Source organism: Halosolutus gelatinilyticus (genome assembly GCF_023028105.1).
Classification (GTDB): domain Archaea; phylum Halobacteriota; class Halobacteria; order Halobacteriales; family Natrialbaceae; genus Halosolutus; species Halosolutus gelatinilyticus.
Genome location: NZ_CP095491.1, coordinates 407,302 through 425,299 on the forward strand (window position 1 = coordinate 407,302; position 17,998 = coordinate 425,299).

Sequence of the window (17,998 nt, forward strand, 5' to 3'; positions counted from 1 at the left end):
CGACGCGCCGAAGCGTGCGATCGTCGCTGGCGGGCTTACGTGGCCGCGTTCACCCTCGTCCGGATACTACCTGCCCTCGAGCAGTTCTTCGCCTGACACGGGTTCGGGACCCCGGTGCCGATCGTCGGCGTCCGCGGTCCGGAATCGCTTAGCGGCTTTCGAACGCCGTCACGACTTCGATCCCGCTCGTCTCGTAGTCGGTCATCGCGGCGAGGCGATCCGACACGTCCTCGAGCCCGACCCGATTCGTGACCAGCCGCTCGGGTTCGAGCCGGCCCGCATCGATCATCCGGAGGAGTTCGTCGTACCGCGAGGGAGGCATTCCCCGCGAGCCGAGGAAGCTGACGTCCCAGCGGGTGATCTCGTCGATCGGCAGCGACACCTCGCCGCGCTCGGCGTCGGTCGTCAGGCCGACCTGGACGTGTGCACCTCGACTCCGGAGGCAGTCGACGCTGTTCCGGCAGGTTTCGGCCCGTCCGAGCGCGTCGACGGAGACGTGCGCGCCGCCGTCGGTGATCGCCTCGATTTCGGCGGCAACGTCGTCGACCGCGGACGCGTCGACGGTCGCGTCGGCCCCGAGGGTCGTCGCCATCGCGAGCGGTTCGTCCCGAACGTCCACCGCGACGACGCTCGCGCCGAGCGCGTCCGCGATCTGCACCGCCGCGAGTCCGAGCCCGCCGCAGCCGTGGACGGCTACCCGATCGCCGCCGTCGATGTCGGCGCGGTGAGCGAGCGCGTGGAAGGCGGTGACGTACCGACAGCCGAGCGCCGCGGCCTCCGTCGCCGAGACGCCGTCCGGCAGCCGAGCCGCGTTGAACTCGGCGTGAGGGACGTGGACCCGCTCCGCGAACGCGCCCGGGACGTCGGATTCGAACCCCAGCGCATAGCCGTCCTCGCAGACGTTCCCGTGACCGTTCCGACACTGGGCACAGGTCCCGTCTCCGAGATTGAACGGGACCGCCACCCGGTCGCCCGGCCCGAGCGCCTCGACCCGATCGCCGATCTCGACCACTCGTCCCGCGGGTTCGTGTCCCAGAATCTGCCCGATCGGCACCCGATCGTCGGCCCACTCGCCGTGGCCCCGCCAGGCGTGCCAGTCGCTGCGGCAGATCCCGCAGGCTTCGACGTCGACGACGACGCCGTGCGGGTCGGGTTCGGGCGGGTCCACGTCTTCGATCGCGAGCGGTTCGCCGTACTCCGCCAGCACTGCAGCGCGCATACTGTCGGCGACGGGTGCGGAGGTGTTAAACGATCGCTCGAACTGAACCGGTGACGAGCAGATTACGATCGTATTTCGAGCGAGATCACCGCGACGAACTCGGATTCGATCGCGCATCGGATCCACACCCTCTATCGACCGCGGTCGCAACGCTAATCCGAACCGACCCGTATCTCACGAGTATGAACGACGCTGCCGCCGATCGGTCGCCCGTTCGGAACCGCCTCGCACCACTCGGGCGACCCGAATCGGCCCGCGCGATCCGCGGAGGGGGCCGCCAGCCATGAGTCAGGCAGCCGATCGTTGGGACGACGTCTTCCGTATCCCCCGGTTCTTCGAGCGACTCGAAGCGGACGGCGGCATCTCTGTGATAGCGCTGGTGGAGGAGTTAAACGACAGTGGACAGGTCTCGATCGACGCCGGCGGCGTGGTCTACCACGATCGCGGCGTCCGGGTACCGGGATACGACGCCACGTTCGTCCACGAACCGACCGGCTCGCGCGGCCGGCCCGCGTTCAGCGTCGAGGTCGACACGATCGGGGCGCGCAACGCCTGGGAGAAGTTCGACGACACCCTGTCGTGGGACGCCTACCTCGTGCGGACGCAGGGGCTGGCGGCGCTGGCGTGGATCAGCGACGAGGAGTATCGGATCGAGGAGGCGGATCAGTTCCAGTCCAAGCAGGACGCGGTCGCGGCCGGCCGGTTCTCCTTCGGCGTCTTCCTCTACGACGAGTCGGAGTGGCAACAGCGAGTCGATCGACTCCGCGCGACGGACTCGCCGGCGTACCTCCTCTACGAGGACGGCGAACCGCTCTTCCCGCAAACGCAGGGGGAATTCTACCAGCGCGTCGACTCGTCGGTGTCCGAGTTCCGGATGAGCGGCGGGAACGCGCCTTCCTACCTCGGCGTCCTCGAACTCGAGGTTACGATCGACTGAGCGCGAGCGCGATCGGCGGACGCACCCACCTTACTCGTTCGGAGCCGAGTCGTACGCCGTATCGAAGAACGCGACCTCCAGTTCGACCGCCCGCCGGAACAGTCGATCGACGCGGGTTTCCCGTCGCAGCGAGAGTTCGGGACCGATCGCGTCGAGTTGGCCCCGCAACCAGTCGACGAACTCGCGGAACGGCGGAACCGCGTGGAGGTCGATCCATTCGGCGTAGTAGAACGGGAGGTCGGCCCCCGCGCTCGGCGGCCCGTCGGCGGCGGGATCGCCGTACTCGGCCGCCACCGCCGTCGCCCACTCCTCGTAGATCCACTCGGCCGGGACGAGCACTGCGAGCGTCTCCGCGTACCCGCCCTCGCGCGCCGCTCGCCCGAGCAGGTCGGCGAACGCGGCGGTGGTCTCGACGAGTTCGGGATCCCGCCGGCGCGATTCTGGGACGTCGAGGGCGTCGAACGAGCGCTGGAAGTAGTCGTTCTCCTCGTCGGTGACGGTGTCGAGAAACTCGACGAGCGGCCGTTTCGACGGCACGTCCGGCGCCTGGCCGATCGCGTACCCGAACGTTCCGACCAGTTCGTCCAGAAACGCGTAGTCCTGGACGAGGTACGCCGCGTACGTCTCCGGGGGGAGCGTTCCGGCCCCGAGCTCGTCCGTAAACGGGTGCTCGACGGCGGCCGTCCAGGCGGGTTCCGATCGCTCCCGGAGCCAGTCCGTAAACCGCGGGTCCGCTCCGTCGCTCTCGGCGACGTACTCCTGATACACGGCCGGGACGGCCTCGTCGGGTCCGTCACGGGCTCCCGTCGCGTTCACAGGCCCCACCCCTCCAGCGTGTAGGCCATCTCCCAAAATCGGTACTCGAGTTTCGCGCTGGTGAGGAACGCCTCCCGCATCGCGTCGTGCTCGCCCGGATACCGCTCCCCACAGCGATCGACGAACGCGCGACACCACTCCGTCGCCTCGCGGAACTCCTCGCTCGTGTACATCTCGATGAAGGGGGTATACCGGTGTCCCTCGTCGGCGAGGTCGGCCATGTGGCTGGCGACGTCGTAGTACCCCTGCATGCACGGGTACAGCGCCGCCGCGATTTCGGCGATCGACCCCTCGTAGGCGGTCCGCAGCAGAAAATTCGTGTACGCGACGCACGTCGGCGCCTTCTCGACCGACTCGAGCTCCGCCCGCGAGATGCCGTAATCGGCGGCGAACTCCCGGTGAAGGCCCATCTCGTGGTCGAGCACCTGGTGGGCGACGCCGAGCAGGTGCGTCATCGTCTCCTCGTCGCGGGCTTTCGTTCCGGCGATCGCGAACAGCCGCGCGTAATCGAGCAGGTACCGGTAATCCTGCTTCACCCAGTGTTCGAACGCCGCCTCGTCGAGCGTTCCGGCGGCCAGTTCGCGGACGAACGGATGCGCTTTCTGCGCCTCCCAGACGTGTTCACCCTCCTCGAGAAGCGTCTCGCTGAACGTCATCGATCGATCTGACGAGAGTCTCGCTCATATAACCCGCTGATATCATCCCGTTATCCCTCGGCGGACCGGTTCGACTGTTCAGCGGGGCACCCCGGCTGCTCGATGGTCCTATCTGGCCGGTCGATCGGACACTCCGACGCGATCGGACGCGATCGAGGCGGTACCGTCAGCGCCAATCGGCGATCGATTCGGTTTCGATCGTCGGGTCGGTTACCGGGCGGCGGGCTACAGCCGCTCGACCGTCTCCCTGGCGTTGATTCTGCCGGCGCCGACCTCGGGATCGCTTCGTCCGGGATCGCCCGCCGCACCGTGTTTGATCGCGGATTCGATCTGATTCGGGGTGGCCTCGGGATCGAGTTCGCGGACGAGCGCGACGAGTCCGGCGACCTGCGGCGCGGCCATCGACGTCCCGGCTTTCCACCCGTACGCGTCGCCCTCGATGCGGGGCGACGTCACCGAGAAGACCAGATTCGTCGGGTACGGCCAGTCGACGTCGGCGCCGGGGTCGACCGTCTTCTCGAGCGTCTCGTAGCCGCCGCCGGGTGCGCCGACGTCGATCTCGTTCGTCCCGTAGTCCGAGTAGAACGCGAGTTCGTCGTTCGGCGCGGTCGCGCTGACGCTCATCGCGCCCTGGACGCTGTTGGGGAGGCTGAACAACCCGCCCTGCTGGAGCCGCGTCTCGTCGTTGCCCGCGCTGGCGACGACGACCGTCCCCCGCTGCGTGGCGCGTTGGACAACCCGCTGGTAGGCGTTGCGCATCGTTCGAACGGTGTCGTCGCTCATCTCGCGCGGTTCGATCGGCGCGGTCCCGAGGCTGAGGTTCGCCGCGTCGTATCCGCGCTCGGCCGCGTGATCGATCGCGGTCAGCACGTCGCCGGTCGTCGTGGCCAGCGTCGGCTCGCCCTCGTCGTCGGTCGTCCACCAGAAGACGCGCAACGAGACGAGCGTCGCGTCCGGTGCCGTCCCGATCACATCGTCGCCGTCGGCCGCGGCCGCGATGCCGGCGACGTGCGTGCCGTGGCCCTCCTGATCGTCGGCGACGTGGAAGGTCGCGGTGTCGAGCGACGTCGGATCGGCGTAGTCGTCGGGTACGAGGACCTCGTCGACGCCCGACTCGACCGTGCCCTCGCGGAACAGCCGCCCCGCGTCTTCGTCGAGGTTCGGCGCGAGTTCGGGGTGGGCGGAGTCGATTCCGGTGTCGATCACCGCGACCGTCGCGCCGTCGCCGGTCGCGCGGGCGTTCGCCTCGACCGACTCGATCAGTTGCTTATCCCAGAGCAACTCCTCGTAAAAGGCGGGTTCGTCGACCGCCGACTCGGCCTCGGACCGGCCGCGTTCCAGTTCCGCGCCCGCGAGTTCGAGTCGGTAGTCGTGTGCGGCCCGCTGCACGCCCTCGATCGCTTCGAGGTCGTCCGCCGCATCTGCCGGTCCCCAGACGAGGGACACCGTTCCGTCCGCGAGCGAGCGATCGACGTCGAACGCCGTCTCCTCGAGACGGTCTTCGACGCCGCCGTTGCCGCCGACGACCAGGTACCGTTCCCGATCGTCCGCGCTAGTGACCCCGGCGACGCCGAGCAGTCCCAGTCCCGCACCGATACCCTTCAGGTACGTCCGTCGATCGAAATTCATGGCTGGATCGCTTCTATCCGGAAGCAGTCTGTGATAATTATATATCGCAATATAAATATACGTTATCCGGAAGTATCGTACCGTAACGATGATCGATGCCCTCCGGGCAGCAGCGCGAGAGCAGGGGGCGGAAAGACCGAGTACGCCGTGGCGAGTCGCTTTATGGGGAGGTAAGCGATCGGTGGGGATGGCGTACTCGAACGAGATGTTGCTCGGAGTGTCGCTGTCGATCTGGGGGAGAGTCGACAACGGTGCCGACATCCGTCGGCAGGCGATAGTTTCTCGGTCGAGGGTATAAATTTTGTCGTTCGGGAGAGAATTTTACCGAGGAATGACGAGCGGATCGATCGAAAGGGTGGCCGGTTAGAGCCGCTTGCTCACGTACGGTCCGTCCTGGTGGTAGCCGAGTTTGTTCCGGTAGTACTCCCGGGCACCGATGCCCGAGATGACGCTCAGTTTGTCGTAGCCCGCGCCGGCGGCAAGTTCCTCGGCGCACTCCATCAGTCGCTTCCCGTATCCCTGGTGTTGGTGCTGCCCGCGCTCGCTCTCGTCGCCCATGGCGACTTCGCTGCCGTAGACGTGGAGTTCGCGCACGAGGGCGGCGTTTTCGAGTTCCCCTCGGACCGGGTCGTTCGGGAACCGCAGCCGACAGAAGCCGACGAGGAGGTCCTTCTCGAAATCCTCGAAGGAGATGAAGTGCTCCGTCCCGCCGCAGGCCTCGTAGGTCGTGACGTCGAGTTCGATGGTCTCGGGATCCTCGTCATTCATCCCGACCTCACGACAGCGGATGCACTCGCAGGTCCAGCCGTGGTCCGCCATGCGCTGTCGGGCGAGTTGCCGCAGGTTCGACTTCCAGACGCCGGCGTCGATGAAGTCCGCCGGAATGTCCCGCTGGACGCGCTGGAGGCGCGTATAGCGCGGGATCATGTCCTTGATCTCCGCGACCAGCTCCGCGGCCTCCTCGTTTCCGAGCGGTTCGTACTCGTCTTTGTACCACCAGTCGTAGGTCGCGGTGCCGCGGACGACCAGCGTCGGGTAGATCTTCAGGTAGTCCGGCTTCCACTGCTCAGACTCGAAGATGCGCCGGAAGTCCTCCAGACACATCTCCTTCGACATGCCGGGTTGGCCGGGCATCATGTGGAAGCCGACCTTGAACGCCGCGTCGCGCAGGCGCTGGTTGGCCTCCATCGACTCCTGGACGCCGTGGCCGCGGTGCATCTCGCGGTTGATCCGCTCGTAGGTCGTCTGGACCCCGACCTCGACCTTCGTTCCACCCAGATCGAGCATCCGATCGATCTGCTCGGGATCGCACCAGTCCGGTTTGGTCTCGAACGTGGTCCCGATGTTGCGGACGTCCGCGGTCTCGTTCTCCGCGATGACGTCCTCGACGTACCGCCACTCGTACTCGTCGGGATCCTGCGCAAAGCTCTCGCCTTCGGCGGGTTCGGGCTCCTTCTCGACGTCGAAGTCGTTCATCGCCTCCAGCGCGCGCTTGACGAACCACTCCTGGTAGTCGTGGCTGCGGGCGGTCATCGTCCCGCCCATCAGGATGAGTTCGACCTTGTCGACGGGGTGACCGATCTCGCGGAGTTGTTCCAGTCGGAGCGTCACCTGCCCGTAGGGATCGTAGTCGTTTTGCACTCCGCGGGCGGCCGCGGGTTCCTCGCCGGTGTAGCTCTGCGAGGAGGAGAACTCCGAGTCCGGGCCGCCCGGACAGTAGAGGCACTTTCCGTGGGGGCACCGCTCCGGCGACGTCATGATCGCGACCGGCGAGACCCCCGACGCGGTTCGGACCGGCTTGCGCTGGAGCACCGCCTCGAGTTCCTCGCGGTGCTCTCGGGACGCGTAATCCAGCAGCTCCGAATTCTTCGGCACCTTCGGCGCCGAGTGCTCCGAACAGGCCTCGAGTTTGGCCGTCTCGACCTCGTCGCGTTCGATCTCGCCCGCGAGGATCCGCTCGACGAGCGACTCGCAGACCCGCTCGAACGCGTCCGTCTCGGTCGGATCGGAATCGGGCGTCTCGGTGCTCACTACACGGGATTGGTCGCCCGTCGCGAATAAGCGTGTCGGACTCGCGACCGCTCGCGTGCGAGTACGGCCCCGACGCGGATCTACGGATAGTGGAGGGGATCGACGATGGTGAGGATGTGCATGCTGATTATTCGCGCAACGATAAAATGTATCTTGGGGACTGGGAAGTCTGCTTGTAAACGGCAGAGAACGCGCCATCTGCTTGAAAAACGTCGTCGGGAAAGGACGTTTCGACGCCTACGATCGATCGCCAGTAGACGATCTTCTCCGAGCATATTTTAGACCGGACGGACCCCTCGGGGATCGTCCCGGTGAAGGCGCTCTCTACGCCGATCGCCGAAGCGTAGGGCCGAATCCATAACTCGGTCGGAAGTCGAAAGGCCACGATTTAAGTACAGTTGCTGGGAAGGGTGCGATAACTAGATGCCCGATTTGTCGGTCGTAGTTGCCGCTGTCGTCTTACCGTTTCTCGCTGCCGGCTGTACACCGTTCCTGTTTCGTATCCTCGGCGAGCGCACCGGCTATGCAGGCGTGGCCGTGGCGCTGACGAGCTTCCTCCTGCTCGTCACCCAGTACGGAAGCGAAGGGACGGTCGGACTCTCCTGGATCTCGGCGCCCACCGCGTCGCCGCCGCTCGACATCGCGCTCCGCTTTCACGTCGACGGCTGGGCACTGCTGTTCGCGCTGCTCGCCTGCGGGATCGGCGCGCTCGTCTTCCTCTACTCGCCCGCGTACCTCCACGAGGGAGAGGGGCTCGCCAGGTACTATACCGCCTTACTCGCCTTCATGGGCTCGATCGTCGGCGTCGCGCTGGCCGCCGACCTGGTCGCCATCTTCCTCTTCTGGGAACTCACCAGCCTCTGTTCGTTCGTGCTGATCGGCTATCACACCGGCGACGACTCCTCGCAGTACGCCGCGCGGATGGCCATGCTCGTCACCGTCGGCGGCGGCCTCTTCCTGCTCGTCGGCTTCCTCCTGCTGGCGTCGGTCGCCGGCGACGTTCTCGGGACCGAATCGGCGTTCAACCTCGCCGCGATGCTCGAAAACTCCGACGCGATCGCCGGCGCGCTCCGCGATCGCGGGCTGTTCCTGCCGGTGCTCGGCCTGATCGCGATCGGCGCCGGAACCAAGTCCGCGCAGGTGCCACTGCACTTCTGGCTGCCGAACGCCATGGCGGCACCCACGCCCGTCTCGGCCTTCCTGCACTCGGCGACGATGGTGAAAGTCGGCGTCTACTTCGTCGGTCGCGTGCGGCCGCTGTTCGTCGGTCCCGAGTGGCTCCTCCTGTTCGCGACGCTCGGCCTGGTGACCATGACCGTCTGCGCGCTGCTGGCCGTCGCCGCGACCGACATCAAGGAACTGCTCGCGTACTCGACGGCGAGCCACCTCGGGCTGATGATCGCCGGCTTCGGCTTCACGTCGGTCTACGGCGCCGAGGCCGGCGTCTTCCACCTGTTCAACCACGCCCTGTTCAAGGCCGCGCTCTTCCTCGTGGCCGGAATTATCGCTCACGAAGCGGGCACGCGTCGGATCGCCGACCTCGGCGGCCTCCGGCACGACCTCCCGGTGACGGCGGCGATCACCGTCGTCGTCGGGCTCAGCATGGCCGGCATCCCGCCCTTCAGCGGCTTCTACTCCAAGGAACTGCTGTTCGAGGCGGCGGTCGAGGTCGGCCACCACCACGATATCGGCGCCCTCGCGTGGCTCTACCCCGCCGTCGCCGTTTTCGCGAGCATCTTCACGGTGCTGTACTCGCTGCGCTTTATCGCGCTCTTCTTCGGCGATCGACCCGACGAGCTGGGCCACGTCCACCACGCGCCGCTCACGATGCTTGTCCCGCCGGCGATCCTGGCCGCGCTCACCGCCGTCGTCAGCGTCGACCCCGACCTGGCGGTCCGCGCGATCGTCCAGTCGGCCCTCGACGCGACCGCGATCGATCCGCCCGAGATGCACGTCGAGATTCCCACCTCCTACTCCCCCGCAGTCGGCATGAGCGCCGTCGCGATCGGCGTCGGGGTCGCCGCGTACCCGTTCTACGATCGCATCCACGACGGGATCCGGGCGGTTCCGCGCGCGGTTCCGCCGATCGGCGCGAACTGGTGGTACGACGCGATCGTAGACTCCTTGACGGACGGCGGCGCGCGGCTCGGCTCGCGGGTCCACAACGGCCACCTCCGAACGTACGCGACGTGGACGCTCGGCGCGACCTGCGCGCTCGCGCTCGCCGGGTTCGCCGCCACGACCGCGGTCTTCCCGACCGACCTCGGCCTGGACGCGCCGCCCGCCGCCGCGCTCGTCCTCGTCGTCGCGATCGCCGCCGGGATCGCGGTCGTGCTCTCGTCGTCGCACATCGCCGGCGTCCTCACCCTCTCGATCCTCGGCTTCATGGTCGCGATCTTCTACATCCTCGCGAGCGCGCCCGACCTCGCGCTGACCCAGCTGGTCGTCGAGACGCTCGTGCTCCTGATCTTCCTGCTCGTGATCGAGGAGATCCCCGAGTACTACGAGGTCGGCATCGGAAAGGTCGCCCGCGACGCCGCCCTCTCGCTGATCGTCGGCGCCACCGCGTTCGTCACGGTCGTCCTCACGACCGACGCGCGCCCCGACGGGAGCACGTACATCGCTCGGACGTACACGGAGTGGGCCGTGCCACAGGGCGGCGGGACGAACGTCGTCAACGTGGTCCTCGTCGACTTCCGCGGGTTCGACACGCTCGGCGAACTCACCGTAATCGCGCTCGCCGCGCTCTCTATCATCACCTTGGTGGTGATGCGGTCCGGAGGTGGGAACCAGTGACCACGGTCATCATGCGAACGACCGCCCGCGTGGTCGTCCCGATCATCCTCGTCGTCTCGATCGCGCTGTTCGTGGAGGGCCACAACCTCCCCGGCGGCGGCTTCATCGCCGGCGTCCTGACGACGACCGCGTTCGCGATCGTCTACATGGCCTTCGGGCTCGACTTCCTGGAGCGGGGCGTCCTCGGGCGCGACGTCGAAGCCGGAAAAGAACCCTCGCGCGATCGGGTCGTCTCGGCGTACCGCCGCGTGTTCACGGTCGGACTCGCGATCGCCGTCGGCAGCGGGCTCGTCCCGCTCGCGTTCGATCTGCCCTTCCTCACGCAGACGTACGAGGAGTTCGAGGGGGTGCCGATCTACCACCACGTCGAACTGGCGAGCGCGATCGCGTTCGACTTCGGCGTCTACTGCGTCGTCGTCGGCGGCGTGCTGACGATCCTCTCGGTGGTGGGCGCCGAATGACGGCGTTCGGCCTCGCCGTCGCGGTCGGCGCGATGTTCGCGCTCGGGACGTTCCTGCTCCTGCAGCGGGATCTCATCCGCGTCGTCTGGGGCCTGGCGATCGTCAGCCAGGCCGCGAACGTCTACCTGCTGGCGATGGGGGGTATCACATCCGGCACCGCCGACTCGGTGCCGGTGTTGGCCGGGCACGCCGATCACGTTCCCGAAACCGCCGATCCGGTGGTCCAGGCGCTCGTCCTGACCGCGATCGTCATCGGCTTCGGGATGACCGCGTTCGCACTCGTGCTCTCCTACCGGGTGTACGAGGAACACGACACGCTCGACGTAACTGAGTTGGGTGATCGGGAATGACGACGCCGGACGCGACGATGGCGGCGACGGTACCGTCGGACGCCGCGATCGCCGCGCAACCGGCCGGCCCGGCCACGGAATCGCTCGTCATCGCGCCGATGCTGATCGTCCTCGTCGTCGCGGTCGGAACCTTGCTCGTCGGCGATCGGCCGCGGGCGCGAGCGATCGTCAGCCTCGCAGGCGGCGTCGGTTACGCCCTCGCCGTCGCGGCGATCGACTGGTACGTCGTCCTCGCGCCGAACGCGCCGGGAGTCGCGACCTACCAGGTCGGGGACCTGCCGGCGCCGTTCGGCATCACGCTCGTCGTCGACGGCCTGTCGGCGTTCATGCTGACGATGGTCGCCGTCATCGGGATCGCGTCGCTGGTCTTCTCGGTTCGAGTGCTGCCCGAACTCGATCGGCGCAGCTACTACTTCCCGTTGTTTCACTTCCTGGCGCTGGGCGTCACCGGCGCGTTTCTCACCGGGGACCTGTTCAATCTGTTCGTCTGGTTCGAGGTGATGCTGATGGCCAGTTACATCTTCGTGGCTTACTACGGCGGTCCGCAGCACACGCGGGCTGCGTTCTGGTACGTGGCGCTCAACCTGCTGGCCAGCGCGATCTTCCTGCTCGGCGTCGGCGGCATCTACGCGACGACCGGCACGCTCAATATGGCCGACCTCGCCCGCCGACTCGCGGCGCCGGCGGCGTACGGGATCGACCCGACGCCGGTCGTCGGCCTGCTGGCACTGCTCCTGTCGGTGTTCGCGATCAAGGCCGGACTCGTCCCCTTCCAGTTCTGGATTCCGACTGCCTACCGGGCCGCGCCGCCGCAGATCACCGCGCTGCTCGCGGGCGCGACGAAGAAGGTCGGTATCTACGCGATCATCCGCCTCTCCTTCACCGTCTTCGCGGGCGCGCAGATCGGCGTCGATCTGACGGTCCCGGGAACCGAACTCGGCGTCGCGGGCGACTCGCCGCTGGTCCTCGTCGGCGCCGCCCTGTTCGTCATGGCCGCCGCGAGCATCCTCGTCGGCGGTATCGGCGCCGTCGGGCGGTCGTCGTTGGAGGGCGTGTTCGCCTACTCGAGCATCGGCCAGGTCGGCTTCATCGCGCTGCCGGTCGCGATCGCGGCGACGACGACGAGTTCGGAGCTCCGACAGGCCGCGATCCTCGCCGCGCTCGTCTACGCGCTCAACCACTCGCTTGCGAAGGGGCTGCTCTTCCTCTCGGTCGGCACCGTCAGATCGGCGACCGGAACGAGTCGCTTCGACGACCTGGGCGGACTCGCCGGCCGATCGCCGCCGCTGGCGATCGCCGTCTTCGTCGGCTCGCTCGCCCTGGTCGGCATTCCGCCGCTTTCGGGTTTCTTCGGCAAGTTCCTCGTCTTCGACGCTGCGGTCGAAGCGGAGGCGTCCTCGGCGCTCGTCCTCCTGCTCGTCGGCTCGCTGCTGACGATCGCCTACGCGACCCGAACCTGGAACCGGAGTTTCTGGGGCGCGCGGACGGAGGCGGTCGAGGAGGCGGCGGTCGATCCCGTCCAGGTCGCCGTCCTGGTCGCGCTCGCGGCGGCGATCGTCGCCGTCGGCGTGGGCTTCGAACCCGTCTACGAGTTCGCCGACGCGGCGGCGGAGGCCGCGCTCGATTCCGACGGGTACGTCGAGGCCGTCGACCCCTGCGAACCGGGCGAGATGACCGAAGATTGCGCGCTCGAGGGTGCGACTGGGAACGGGGGTGAACACGCGTGAAGTGGCGCGCCTGGCCCGTCGCCGGCGTCGGTTTCGCCGTCCTGTGGATCTTCGTCCGCGGCGTCGCGCTCGAACCGGCGGCGCTGGTCGGCCAGTTCCTCTTCGGCCTCGCCGTCGGCCTGCCGGTCGCGTTCGTCTTCCGCCGGCTCTACGCCAAGCGGGTCGATCTCTCCCGCGGCGTTCGCGCGCTCCCCTACGTCGGCCTCTACCTCGCGGCGTTCTCATGGGAGATCGTCCGGGCGAACGTCGACGTTGCCTACCGAGTGCTCTCGCCCGGCATGCCGATCGAACCCGAGGTGATCCTCGTCCCGCTGCGGGTCGAGACCGACCTCGCGATCACGACGATCGCCAACAGCATCACCATCACGCCCGGAACCGTCACGCTCGACTACGACGAGGAGACGAACGCGCTGTACGTCCACGCGGTCGACGGCCGCGACCCCGAGGCGATCGTCGCCCCGATCCGGACGTGGGAGGACTACGCGCTCTCCGTGTTCGACGAGGAGCGATCGCCCGGCGATCCGGCGCGGGAGATCGTCGTCTCCGGGGGGGAGCACGACGCGGTGCGCGGCGGACGGGAGTCCGCCGGGAGCGACGGCGAATCGGACGGCGGAGAGCTCGGGGCCGCGCGCGACGGAGACAGAACGAAGAGTCGAGAGCCCGAACGGCGAGGTATCGACGATGAGTGAGGCGACTCCGGTGGTTCTCGAAACGACGATCGGCGCGGCGCTGATACTGGTCAGCGCCCTCTGCGTGCTCTGTAGCTACCGCGTCATCCGGGGGCCGACGAACCCCGATCGGGTCGTGGCGCTCGACGCCATCGCGACGAACGTGGTCGCGATCGCCACCCTGTACGCCCTGCAGACCGATCGCGGCCTCTTCGTCACCGTCAGTTTGGTGCTCGCGATCATCGGCTTCATCGCCACGGTCGCGGTCGCGAAGTTCGTCATCGAGGGAGAGGTGATATAGGTGCTGCACGCCTGGCTCGAAGTCGCGCTGATCGCCGTCGGCGTCTTCTTCCTGACCGTCGGCACGATCGGCCTGCTCCGCCTGCCGAACGTCTACAACCGGATGCACGCGACGAGCAAGCCCACGACCCTCGGGACGGCGGCGATCTTCCTCGCCGGCTTCGTCCGCTTCGGCCCCGGCAGCGAGGGGCTGACCGCGCTCGTCGGCATCCTCTTTCTGTTCCTGACGGTGCCGACGGGCGCGCACATGATCGCCCGATCGGCCGAGCGGATCGGCATCCCGTTCCTCGGCAGCGTCACCTGGCCGGACGCGTCGGCGCTGGCGCGAGATCGGCGGGACACCGCGGAGTCCGCCGAGGCGCCCGAAGACGAGTGAGGCGGCGATCAGGCGCGTCGCGGGACGATCGGGTCGCGGGCGCCGACGAACCCCGATCCCGCGACGAGTCCGGCGACGGCGAGCGCCGCGACCGCGCTGGCGAGCAGCAGCGGCGCGTAGCCCGTCGTCGCGGCGATCGCCGCGAAGGCGACGGGACCCAGCGTTCGCCCGAGGAACGTCGTACTGTTCCGGAGGCTCAGGGCGCCGGCCAGGTACCGACTCGCGACCAGGTCGCTCACCTCCGCGTCGACGGAGGGCAACACGAGGCCGACTCCGGCGCCGATGATCGCACAACCCGCCGTGATCCCGCCGACCGTCGGCGCGAGCCACGCGATCGCCAGCCCGGCGGCCAGACAGCCGAAGCCAGTCGCGACGATGGTCGGATTCGAGAAGCGACTCGCGAAGCGGCCGTTCGCGGCGGAGACGACAACCGAGACGCCCTCGGCCAGCATCAGGATCCCGCCGACGATCGCGGGTGCGAGCCCGTACGAGGCGGTCAGCAGGAAGGGCACGGCTGTCAGGATCGCCCCGAACAGCAGCAGTTCGGCGGCGAACGTCGCGACGAACATCGCCACGACGCCGGTCGTCCCGACGGCCGCGAGCACGCCCCGGACGTAGGCCGCGTCGAGCGTGACGGAACCGTCGGTGTCCGCGGTCGACTCTGTCGATCCGCCGGTCGACCCGGCGTCCCGATCGGCGTCGGACCGCGCCGGTTCGTCCAGAACGATCCAGGCGACCGCCCCGAGCGGGATCGCGAGCAGGTACAGCAGGTACGGCGCGTCCCACGAGATCGCGACGAGCGCGCCGCCGACGACGGGAAAAATCGCCGCGCCGACGGAGAGCACGGCGTTGTTGACCCCCAGAACCGCGTTCCGCTGGGTGTCTTCGAACGTCTCGCCGACGATCGTGATCGTCGCGACGAAGATCCCCGCCGAGGCCGTTCCCTGCACGACCCGGACCAGCAGCACCGCCGCGAACGAGGGCGCGAAGACGATCGCGCCGCCCGCGAGCCCGAAGACGACGAGGCTCGTGCCGAGCACGAGCCGCCGGCCGAGCCGATCGGCCAACGCGCCGATGAACGGCGAGAGGACGATCCCTGCGACGAAGTAGGCGCTGATCAGCAGGCTAGCCGTCGCGTCGGAGACGCCGAACGCGTCCCGGACGACGGGCAGCGTCGGACTGACCAGCGGCACCCCGAGCGGCGCCAGCAGCGTGCTCAGCAGGACGACCCGGACCGTCGGCGACCCCCAGGGGATGCGCGATCCTGCGGAGTCGGGCGTGGACGGGGTTGCGCCGGCGTCGGAGGGAGTGTCGGCTTCGGGGGCGCTCGCGGTCATCGGTGGAGCCGGTAGAACCGGAAGAAGAGGTTCTCGATCGGCAGCACCTCGACGCTATCGAATCCGGCTGCGGACGCGTACTCCGAGAGCGTGTCCGGGCGCATCACCGTCCCGGTGCCGGTCGCGGGTTCGTCCGCCGTGCCGACCGGCAGACAGTGCAGCACGCTGAAGCCGTATATCAGCGGCTCGATCTCGTTACCTTCCGGCGTGAACGACTCGCCCGCGCGTTCGTCGACAACCAGCACGGCGCCGTCGTCGCCCGCCAGCCGCCCCATCGTCTCGAGGACGCTGACCGGATCGGCGACGTCGTGGACGCACTCGAGGGCCATCACGAGGTCGTAGTCGCCCTCGATCGTCGGGTCGCCCGCGTCCCGGTGGTGGACCGTGACCCGATCGTCGACGCCGCGGGCTGCGGCGTTCTCGTTCGCCCGCGCGACCGACGCGGCGTCGAGGTCGTAGCCGTCGACGATCGCCTCGGGGTAGTGTTCCGCGACGCCGATCCCGGACCAGCCGTGGCCGCAGCCGATGTCGGCGACACGTCCGCCGTCGCGGAGCCGCGCGTCGACGTCGGGGATCGACGCGAGCCACTCCGGGCCGAGCTGGGCGAGGAACGCGGGCCGGTTCATCGCCGCGATCTCCTCGTGGCAAGCGTCGCCGTAGGCCGTGAAGGGGACGCCCTCGCCGGTTTTGAACGCCTCGAGCAGGTCCTCGAACGTCGCGGCGACGGTCGGGAGGAGGCTCGCGAGCGGCGCGAGGTACGACAGACTCTCGGCGTCACAGAGGACGGGAGCGTAACTCTCCGGCAGCGCGTAGCGCCGATCGGGCGCGTCGGCGTCCGGGTTCTCGACGGTCAGGACGCCGGTGACGGTCTGGTGTTCGAGCCACTCGCGCGCGTACCGCTCGTGGGTGTCCGTCGTCGACGCGAGTTCGGCCGAGGTGAGCCTCTCGGCCGCGGCCAGCGCGTCGTAGTAGCCGAGTCGATCGCCGATCGAGATTCCGAACAGCGACATCGCGCCGACGGCTCGCTCGAGCATCGAGTCGGCGAACGCCTCGGTCAGTTCGGGGTCGATTCGGTCGGAGTCGGTTTGTTCGCGGTCGGTTCGGTCGGGATCGGTCGTCGTTCCCATGGCTTACCCCAGGCGGCCGGCCGTCCTGTACTTATTTTCTGAGCGAATTATCCGGTGTTGAGACCCGTCTCAGTGCGTGAGACAGGGTTAAGCCGGCGAACGGTGTACGGCTAGTAACGGTCCGCCGGGCCGTGGTGAGCGCGCCGTGACACAGGACCTCCTCGACGAACTGTTCCAGTACGAACTCTCCCTGGGACGGGACCGATACCGCCGGGACCCGGACGCGGCTCCCGACGCCGAAGAGCTGCTCGACGTCGTCCGCCACGGCGAGCTGTTTCGGGCGTTGCTCGCGGGTCCGCTCGATCGGCGCGAGATCGAGGAGCGACTGGACGTGTCGCGGGCGACCAGCCACCGATTCGTCCGCTGGCTCGAAGAACACGGCTACGGCGAGCGCGTCGACAACCGGTACCAGTTGACCGGGTTCGGCGCGACGATCGCCTACGGCGTCTGCAAGTTCGAAACCTACCTGGGGACGGCGCGCCGGCTCGAGCCGCTGTTCGAGTACATCTGCGAGGACCACGAGGAGTTCGTGGTCGAGCCGTTCGTCGACGCGACCGTTACGATCGCCACGCCCGCCGACCCGTACGCGCCGATCGAGCGCTTCCTGTCGCTGTTGCGCGAGAGCGAGACGTTCCGCGGGTTCAACACGACGCACATGATTCCGCCCGGCGCCGACGCGGCCGACGACCCGCTCTTTACGGGTCGCACCGTCGAACTCGTCTACGTCCCGGACACCGTCGAGACGCTCCGAAACGACTCCGACGCCGCGCTCGAGGCGGCGATCGACGAGGGAACCGTCACCATCCGCGCTCGAGACGCGCTCCCGTACGGCCTCGCGCTGTTCGACGATCGGGTCGGGATCGGCGGCTACGACGAGGAAACCGGGGCGATGTGCGTGTTCGTCGACGCGGACGCGGCGATCGCGCGCGAGTGGGCGACCCGCGTGTTCGACTCGATCCGCGCCGATTCCAGGCCGGTGTCGGCCTGACGACCGACCTGCGCCGAACCGCCGGGTAGCTCGCGTCGACCCCGCTTTCAGCGTTCGTACTCGTAGTCGCGGTTTCGATCCGAATTTCGATCGCGATCGGCTCCCCGTTCCCCGTCGCGATTCCGGGCGCGATCCTGGACGTCCTCGATCGTCTCCGTCTCGATCAGTCGCTCGAGTTTTCGCTCGAACTGCTCGTCCGTCAGTTCGCCCGCGGCGTACCGTTCACGAAGCGTCTCGAGCGCCTCACGGGCGTTCTCCGAATCCGCGGCGGCTCCGATCGACGTCTCGGAGTCGGTCTTCGACTCCGCGTCGGTACTCGAATCGCTCGTCCACCCGTCCACCCACTCCTTTCGATCCTCCTCGTCGCCGTACACCAGCGCGACCAGCGGCACGACGACGATGTATCCCACGAGTAACGCGGCGAGCCACCACGACTGGCCGGTGAACATGGCCGCGAGCCAGAACCCGGTCACGAGCATCGACGCGATTCCGGTCGCGTTCTCGCGGAGCCGCGCCCGCGGATCGTCGCGTTTGCGATCGTTCGATCCCGCCGTTCCCATACCGATTGTATTCGGCTAGA

Annotated in this window: 17 protein-coding genes; 9 read left to right on the top strand and 8 right to left on the bottom strand. The window is 68.1% G+C overall.

The genetic code is table 11. The features are described from left to right. Positions 1-148: 148 nt before the first annotated feature. A complete protein-coding gene (locus MUH00_RS02080) occupies positions 149-1,219 on the bottom strand; it encodes a zinc-dependent alcohol dehydrogenase family protein (RefSeq protein WP_247002118.1) in 1,071 nt (356 codons plus the stop codon). A 283-nt stretch (positions 1,220-1,502) separates the two neighbouring features. Here MUH00_RS02080 and MUH00_RS02085 point away from each other — a divergent pair, with 283 nt between their 5' ends. Beyond that, positions 1,503-2,156: a hypothetical protein gene (locus tag MUH00_RS02085; RefSeq protein WP_247002119.1), complete on the top strand. Its 654-nt coding sequence runs from the start codon at positions 1,503-1,505 to the stop codon at positions 2,154-2,156. A gap of 30 nt (positions 2,157-2,186) precedes the next feature. On the opposite strand, the gene MUH00_RS02090 is transcribed toward MUH00_RS02085, so the two are convergent. The 4 genes from MUH00_RS02090 to MUH00_RS02105 form a co-directional block, all read right to left on the bottom strand. Further along, positions 2,187-2,924 (bottom strand): TenA family protein, encoded by a 738-nt coding sequence (locus MUH00_RS02090; protein WP_247004049.1) that lies wholly within the window; start codon positions 2,922-2,924, stop codon positions 2,187-2,189. A 44-nt stretch (positions 2,925-2,968) separates the two neighbouring features. After that, positions 2,969-3,628 (bottom strand): thiaminase II, encoded by a 660-nt coding sequence (tenA, locus tag MUH00_RS02095; RefSeq protein ID WP_247002120.1) that lies wholly within the window; start codon positions 3,626-3,628, stop codon positions 2,969-2,971. Positions 3,629-3,853: 225 nt separating this feature from the next. Beyond that, positions 3,854-5,257, bottom strand: a complete 1,404-nt coding sequence (locus MUH00_RS02100) for a S8 family peptidase (RefSeq protein ID WP_247002121.1) — start codon at positions 5,255-5,257, stop codon at positions 3,854-3,856. 363 nt (positions 5,258-5,620) lie between these two features. Further along, complete coding sequence (locus MUH00_RS02105) at positions 5,621-7,288, bottom strand: tRNA uridine(34) 5-carboxymethylaminomethyl modification radical SAM/GNAT enzyme Elp3 (protein ID WP_247002122.1); 1,668 nt, start codon at positions 7,286-7,288, stop codon at positions 5,621-5,623. Between the two features lie 423 nt (positions 7,289-7,711). Between MUH00_RS02105 and mbhE the strand changes: the two genes are divergently transcribed. The 7 genes from mbhE to mnhG are packed head-to-tail and all read left to right on the top strand — an operon-like array spanning position 7,712 to position 13,966. Further along, complete coding sequence (mbhE, locus tag MUH00_RS02110; protein WP_247002123.1) at positions 7,712-10,084, top strand: hydrogen gas-evolving membrane-bound hydrogenase subunit E; 2,373 nt, start codon at positions 7,712-7,714, stop codon at positions 10,082-10,084. Then, entirely contained in the window at positions 10,081-10,545 is a 465-nt protein-coding gene (locus MUH00_RS02115) for an MnhB domain-containing protein (protein ID WP_247002124.1), read from the top strand. The genes mbhE and MUH00_RS02115 overlap by 4 nt, the downstream gene beginning before the upstream one ends. Then, positions 10,542-10,895 (top strand): sodium:proton antiporter, encoded by a 354-nt coding sequence (locus tag MUH00_RS02120; RefSeq protein WP_247002125.1) that lies wholly within the window; start codon positions 10,542-10,544, stop codon positions 10,893-10,895. The genes MUH00_RS02115 and MUH00_RS02120 overlap by 4 nt, the downstream gene beginning before the upstream one ends. A 17-nt stretch (positions 10,896-10,912) precedes the next feature. Continuing rightward, positions 10,913-12,622 carry a complex I subunit 5 family protein gene (locus tag MUH00_RS02125; protein WP_247004051.1) on the top strand — a complete coding sequence of 570 codons (1,710 nt, stop codon included), beginning with the start codon at positions 10,913-10,915 and terminating at the stop codon, positions 12,620-12,622. After that, the gene (locus tag MUH00_RS02130) at positions 12,619-13,311 is read left to right on the top strand and encodes a Na+/H+ antiporter subunit E (protein ID WP_247002126.1); all 693 of its coding nucleotides are present in this window, start codon (positions 12,619-12,621) and stop codon (positions 13,309-13,311) included. The genes MUH00_RS02125 and MUH00_RS02130 overlap by 4 nt, the downstream gene beginning before the upstream one ends. Next, entirely contained in the window at positions 13,304-13,591 is a 288-nt protein-coding gene (locus MUH00_RS02135; RefSeq protein WP_247002127.1) for an MrpF/PhaF family protein, read from the top strand. Before MUH00_RS02130 ends, MUH00_RS02135 begins: the two co-directional genes overlap by 8 nt. Beyond that, on the top strand, positions 13,592-13,966 hold the full coding sequence (gene mnhG, locus MUH00_RS02140) for a monovalent cation/H(+) antiporter subunit G (RefSeq protein WP_247002128.1): 375 nt from the start codon (positions 13,592-13,594) through the stop codon (positions 13,964-13,966). It begins immediately after the preceding gene. A gap of 8 nt (positions 13,967-13,974) precedes the next feature. Here the strand turns inward: mnhG and MUH00_RS02145 are convergent, their stop codons facing one another. Together MUH00_RS02145 and MUH00_RS02150 are read right to left on the bottom strand one after the other, a co-directional pair. Beyond that, positions 13,975-15,303, bottom strand: coding sequence for an MFS transporter (locus MUH00_RS02145; protein WP_247002129.1), 1,329 nt, complete (start codon positions 15,301-15,303; stop codon positions 13,975-13,977). Next, positions 15,300-16,430: an SAM-dependent methyltransferase gene (locus tag MUH00_RS02150; RefSeq protein ID WP_247002130.1), complete on the bottom strand. Its 1,131-nt coding sequence runs from the start codon at positions 16,428-16,430 to the stop codon at positions 15,300-15,302. Before MUH00_RS02150 ends, MUH00_RS02145 begins: the two co-directional genes overlap by 4 nt. A gap of 145 nt (positions 16,431-16,575) precedes the next feature. Between MUH00_RS02150 and MUH00_RS02155 the strand changes: the two genes are divergently transcribed. Continuing rightward, positions 16,576-17,418, top strand: coding sequence for a helix-turn-helix transcriptional regulator (locus tag MUH00_RS02155; protein ID WP_247002131.1), 843 nt, complete (start codon positions 16,576-16,578; stop codon positions 17,416-17,418). 47 nt (positions 17,419-17,465) lie between these two features. On the opposite strand, the gene MUH00_RS02160 is transcribed toward MUH00_RS02155, so the two are convergent. Next, on the bottom strand, positions 17,466-17,978 hold the full coding sequence (locus MUH00_RS02160) for an SHOCT domain-containing protein (protein WP_247002132.1): 513 nt from the start codon (positions 17,976-17,978) through the stop codon (positions 17,466-17,468). Positions 17,979-17,998: the final 20 nt, after the last annotated feature.

Bases quoted from the DNA above. Each gene is read 5' to 3' on its own strand.
- MUH00_RS02080 (WP_247002118.1), bottom strand. From the start codon at position 1,219: ATGCGCGCTGCAGTGCTGGCGGAGTACGGCGAACCGCTCGCGATCGAA.
- MUH00_RS02120 (WP_247002125.1), top strand. From the start codon at position 10,542: ATGACGGCGTTCGGCCTCGCCGTCGCGGTCGGCGCGATGTTCGCGCTC.
- MUH00_RS02100 (WP_247002121.1), bottom strand. From the start codon at position 5,257: ATGAATTTCGATCGACGGACGTACCTGAAGGGTATCGGTGCGGGACTG.
- MUH00_RS02135 (WP_247002127.1), top strand. From the start codon at position 13,304: ATGAGTGAGGCGACTCCGGTGGTTCTCGAAACGACGATCGGCGCGGCG.
- MUH00_RS02125 (WP_247004051.1), top strand. From the start codon at position 10,913: ATGGCGGCGACGGTACCGTCGGACGCCGCGATCGCCGCGCAACCGGCC.
- MUH00_RS02145 (WP_247002129.1), bottom strand. From the start codon at position 15,303: ATGACCGCGAGCGCCCCCGAAGCCGACACTCCCTCCGACGCCGGCGCA.
- mbhE (WP_247002123.1), top strand. From the start codon at position 7,712: ATGCCCGATTTGTCGGTCGTAGTTGCCGCTGTCGTCTTACCGTTTCTC.
- tenA (WP_247002120.1), bottom strand. From the start codon at position 3,628: ATGACGTTCAGCGAGACGCTTCTCGAGGAGGGTGAACACGTCTGGGAG.
- MUH00_RS02150 (WP_247002130.1), bottom strand. From the start codon at position 16,430: ATGGGAACGACGACCGATCCCGACCGAACCGACCGCGAACAAACCGAC.
- MUH00_RS02160 (WP_247002132.1), bottom strand. From the start codon at position 17,978: ATGGGAACGGCGGGATCGAACGATCGCAAACGCGACGATCCGCGGGCG.
- MUH00_RS02085 (WP_247002119.1), top strand. From the start codon at position 1,503: ATGAGTCAGGCAGCCGATCGTTGGGACGACGTCTTCCGTATCCCCCGG.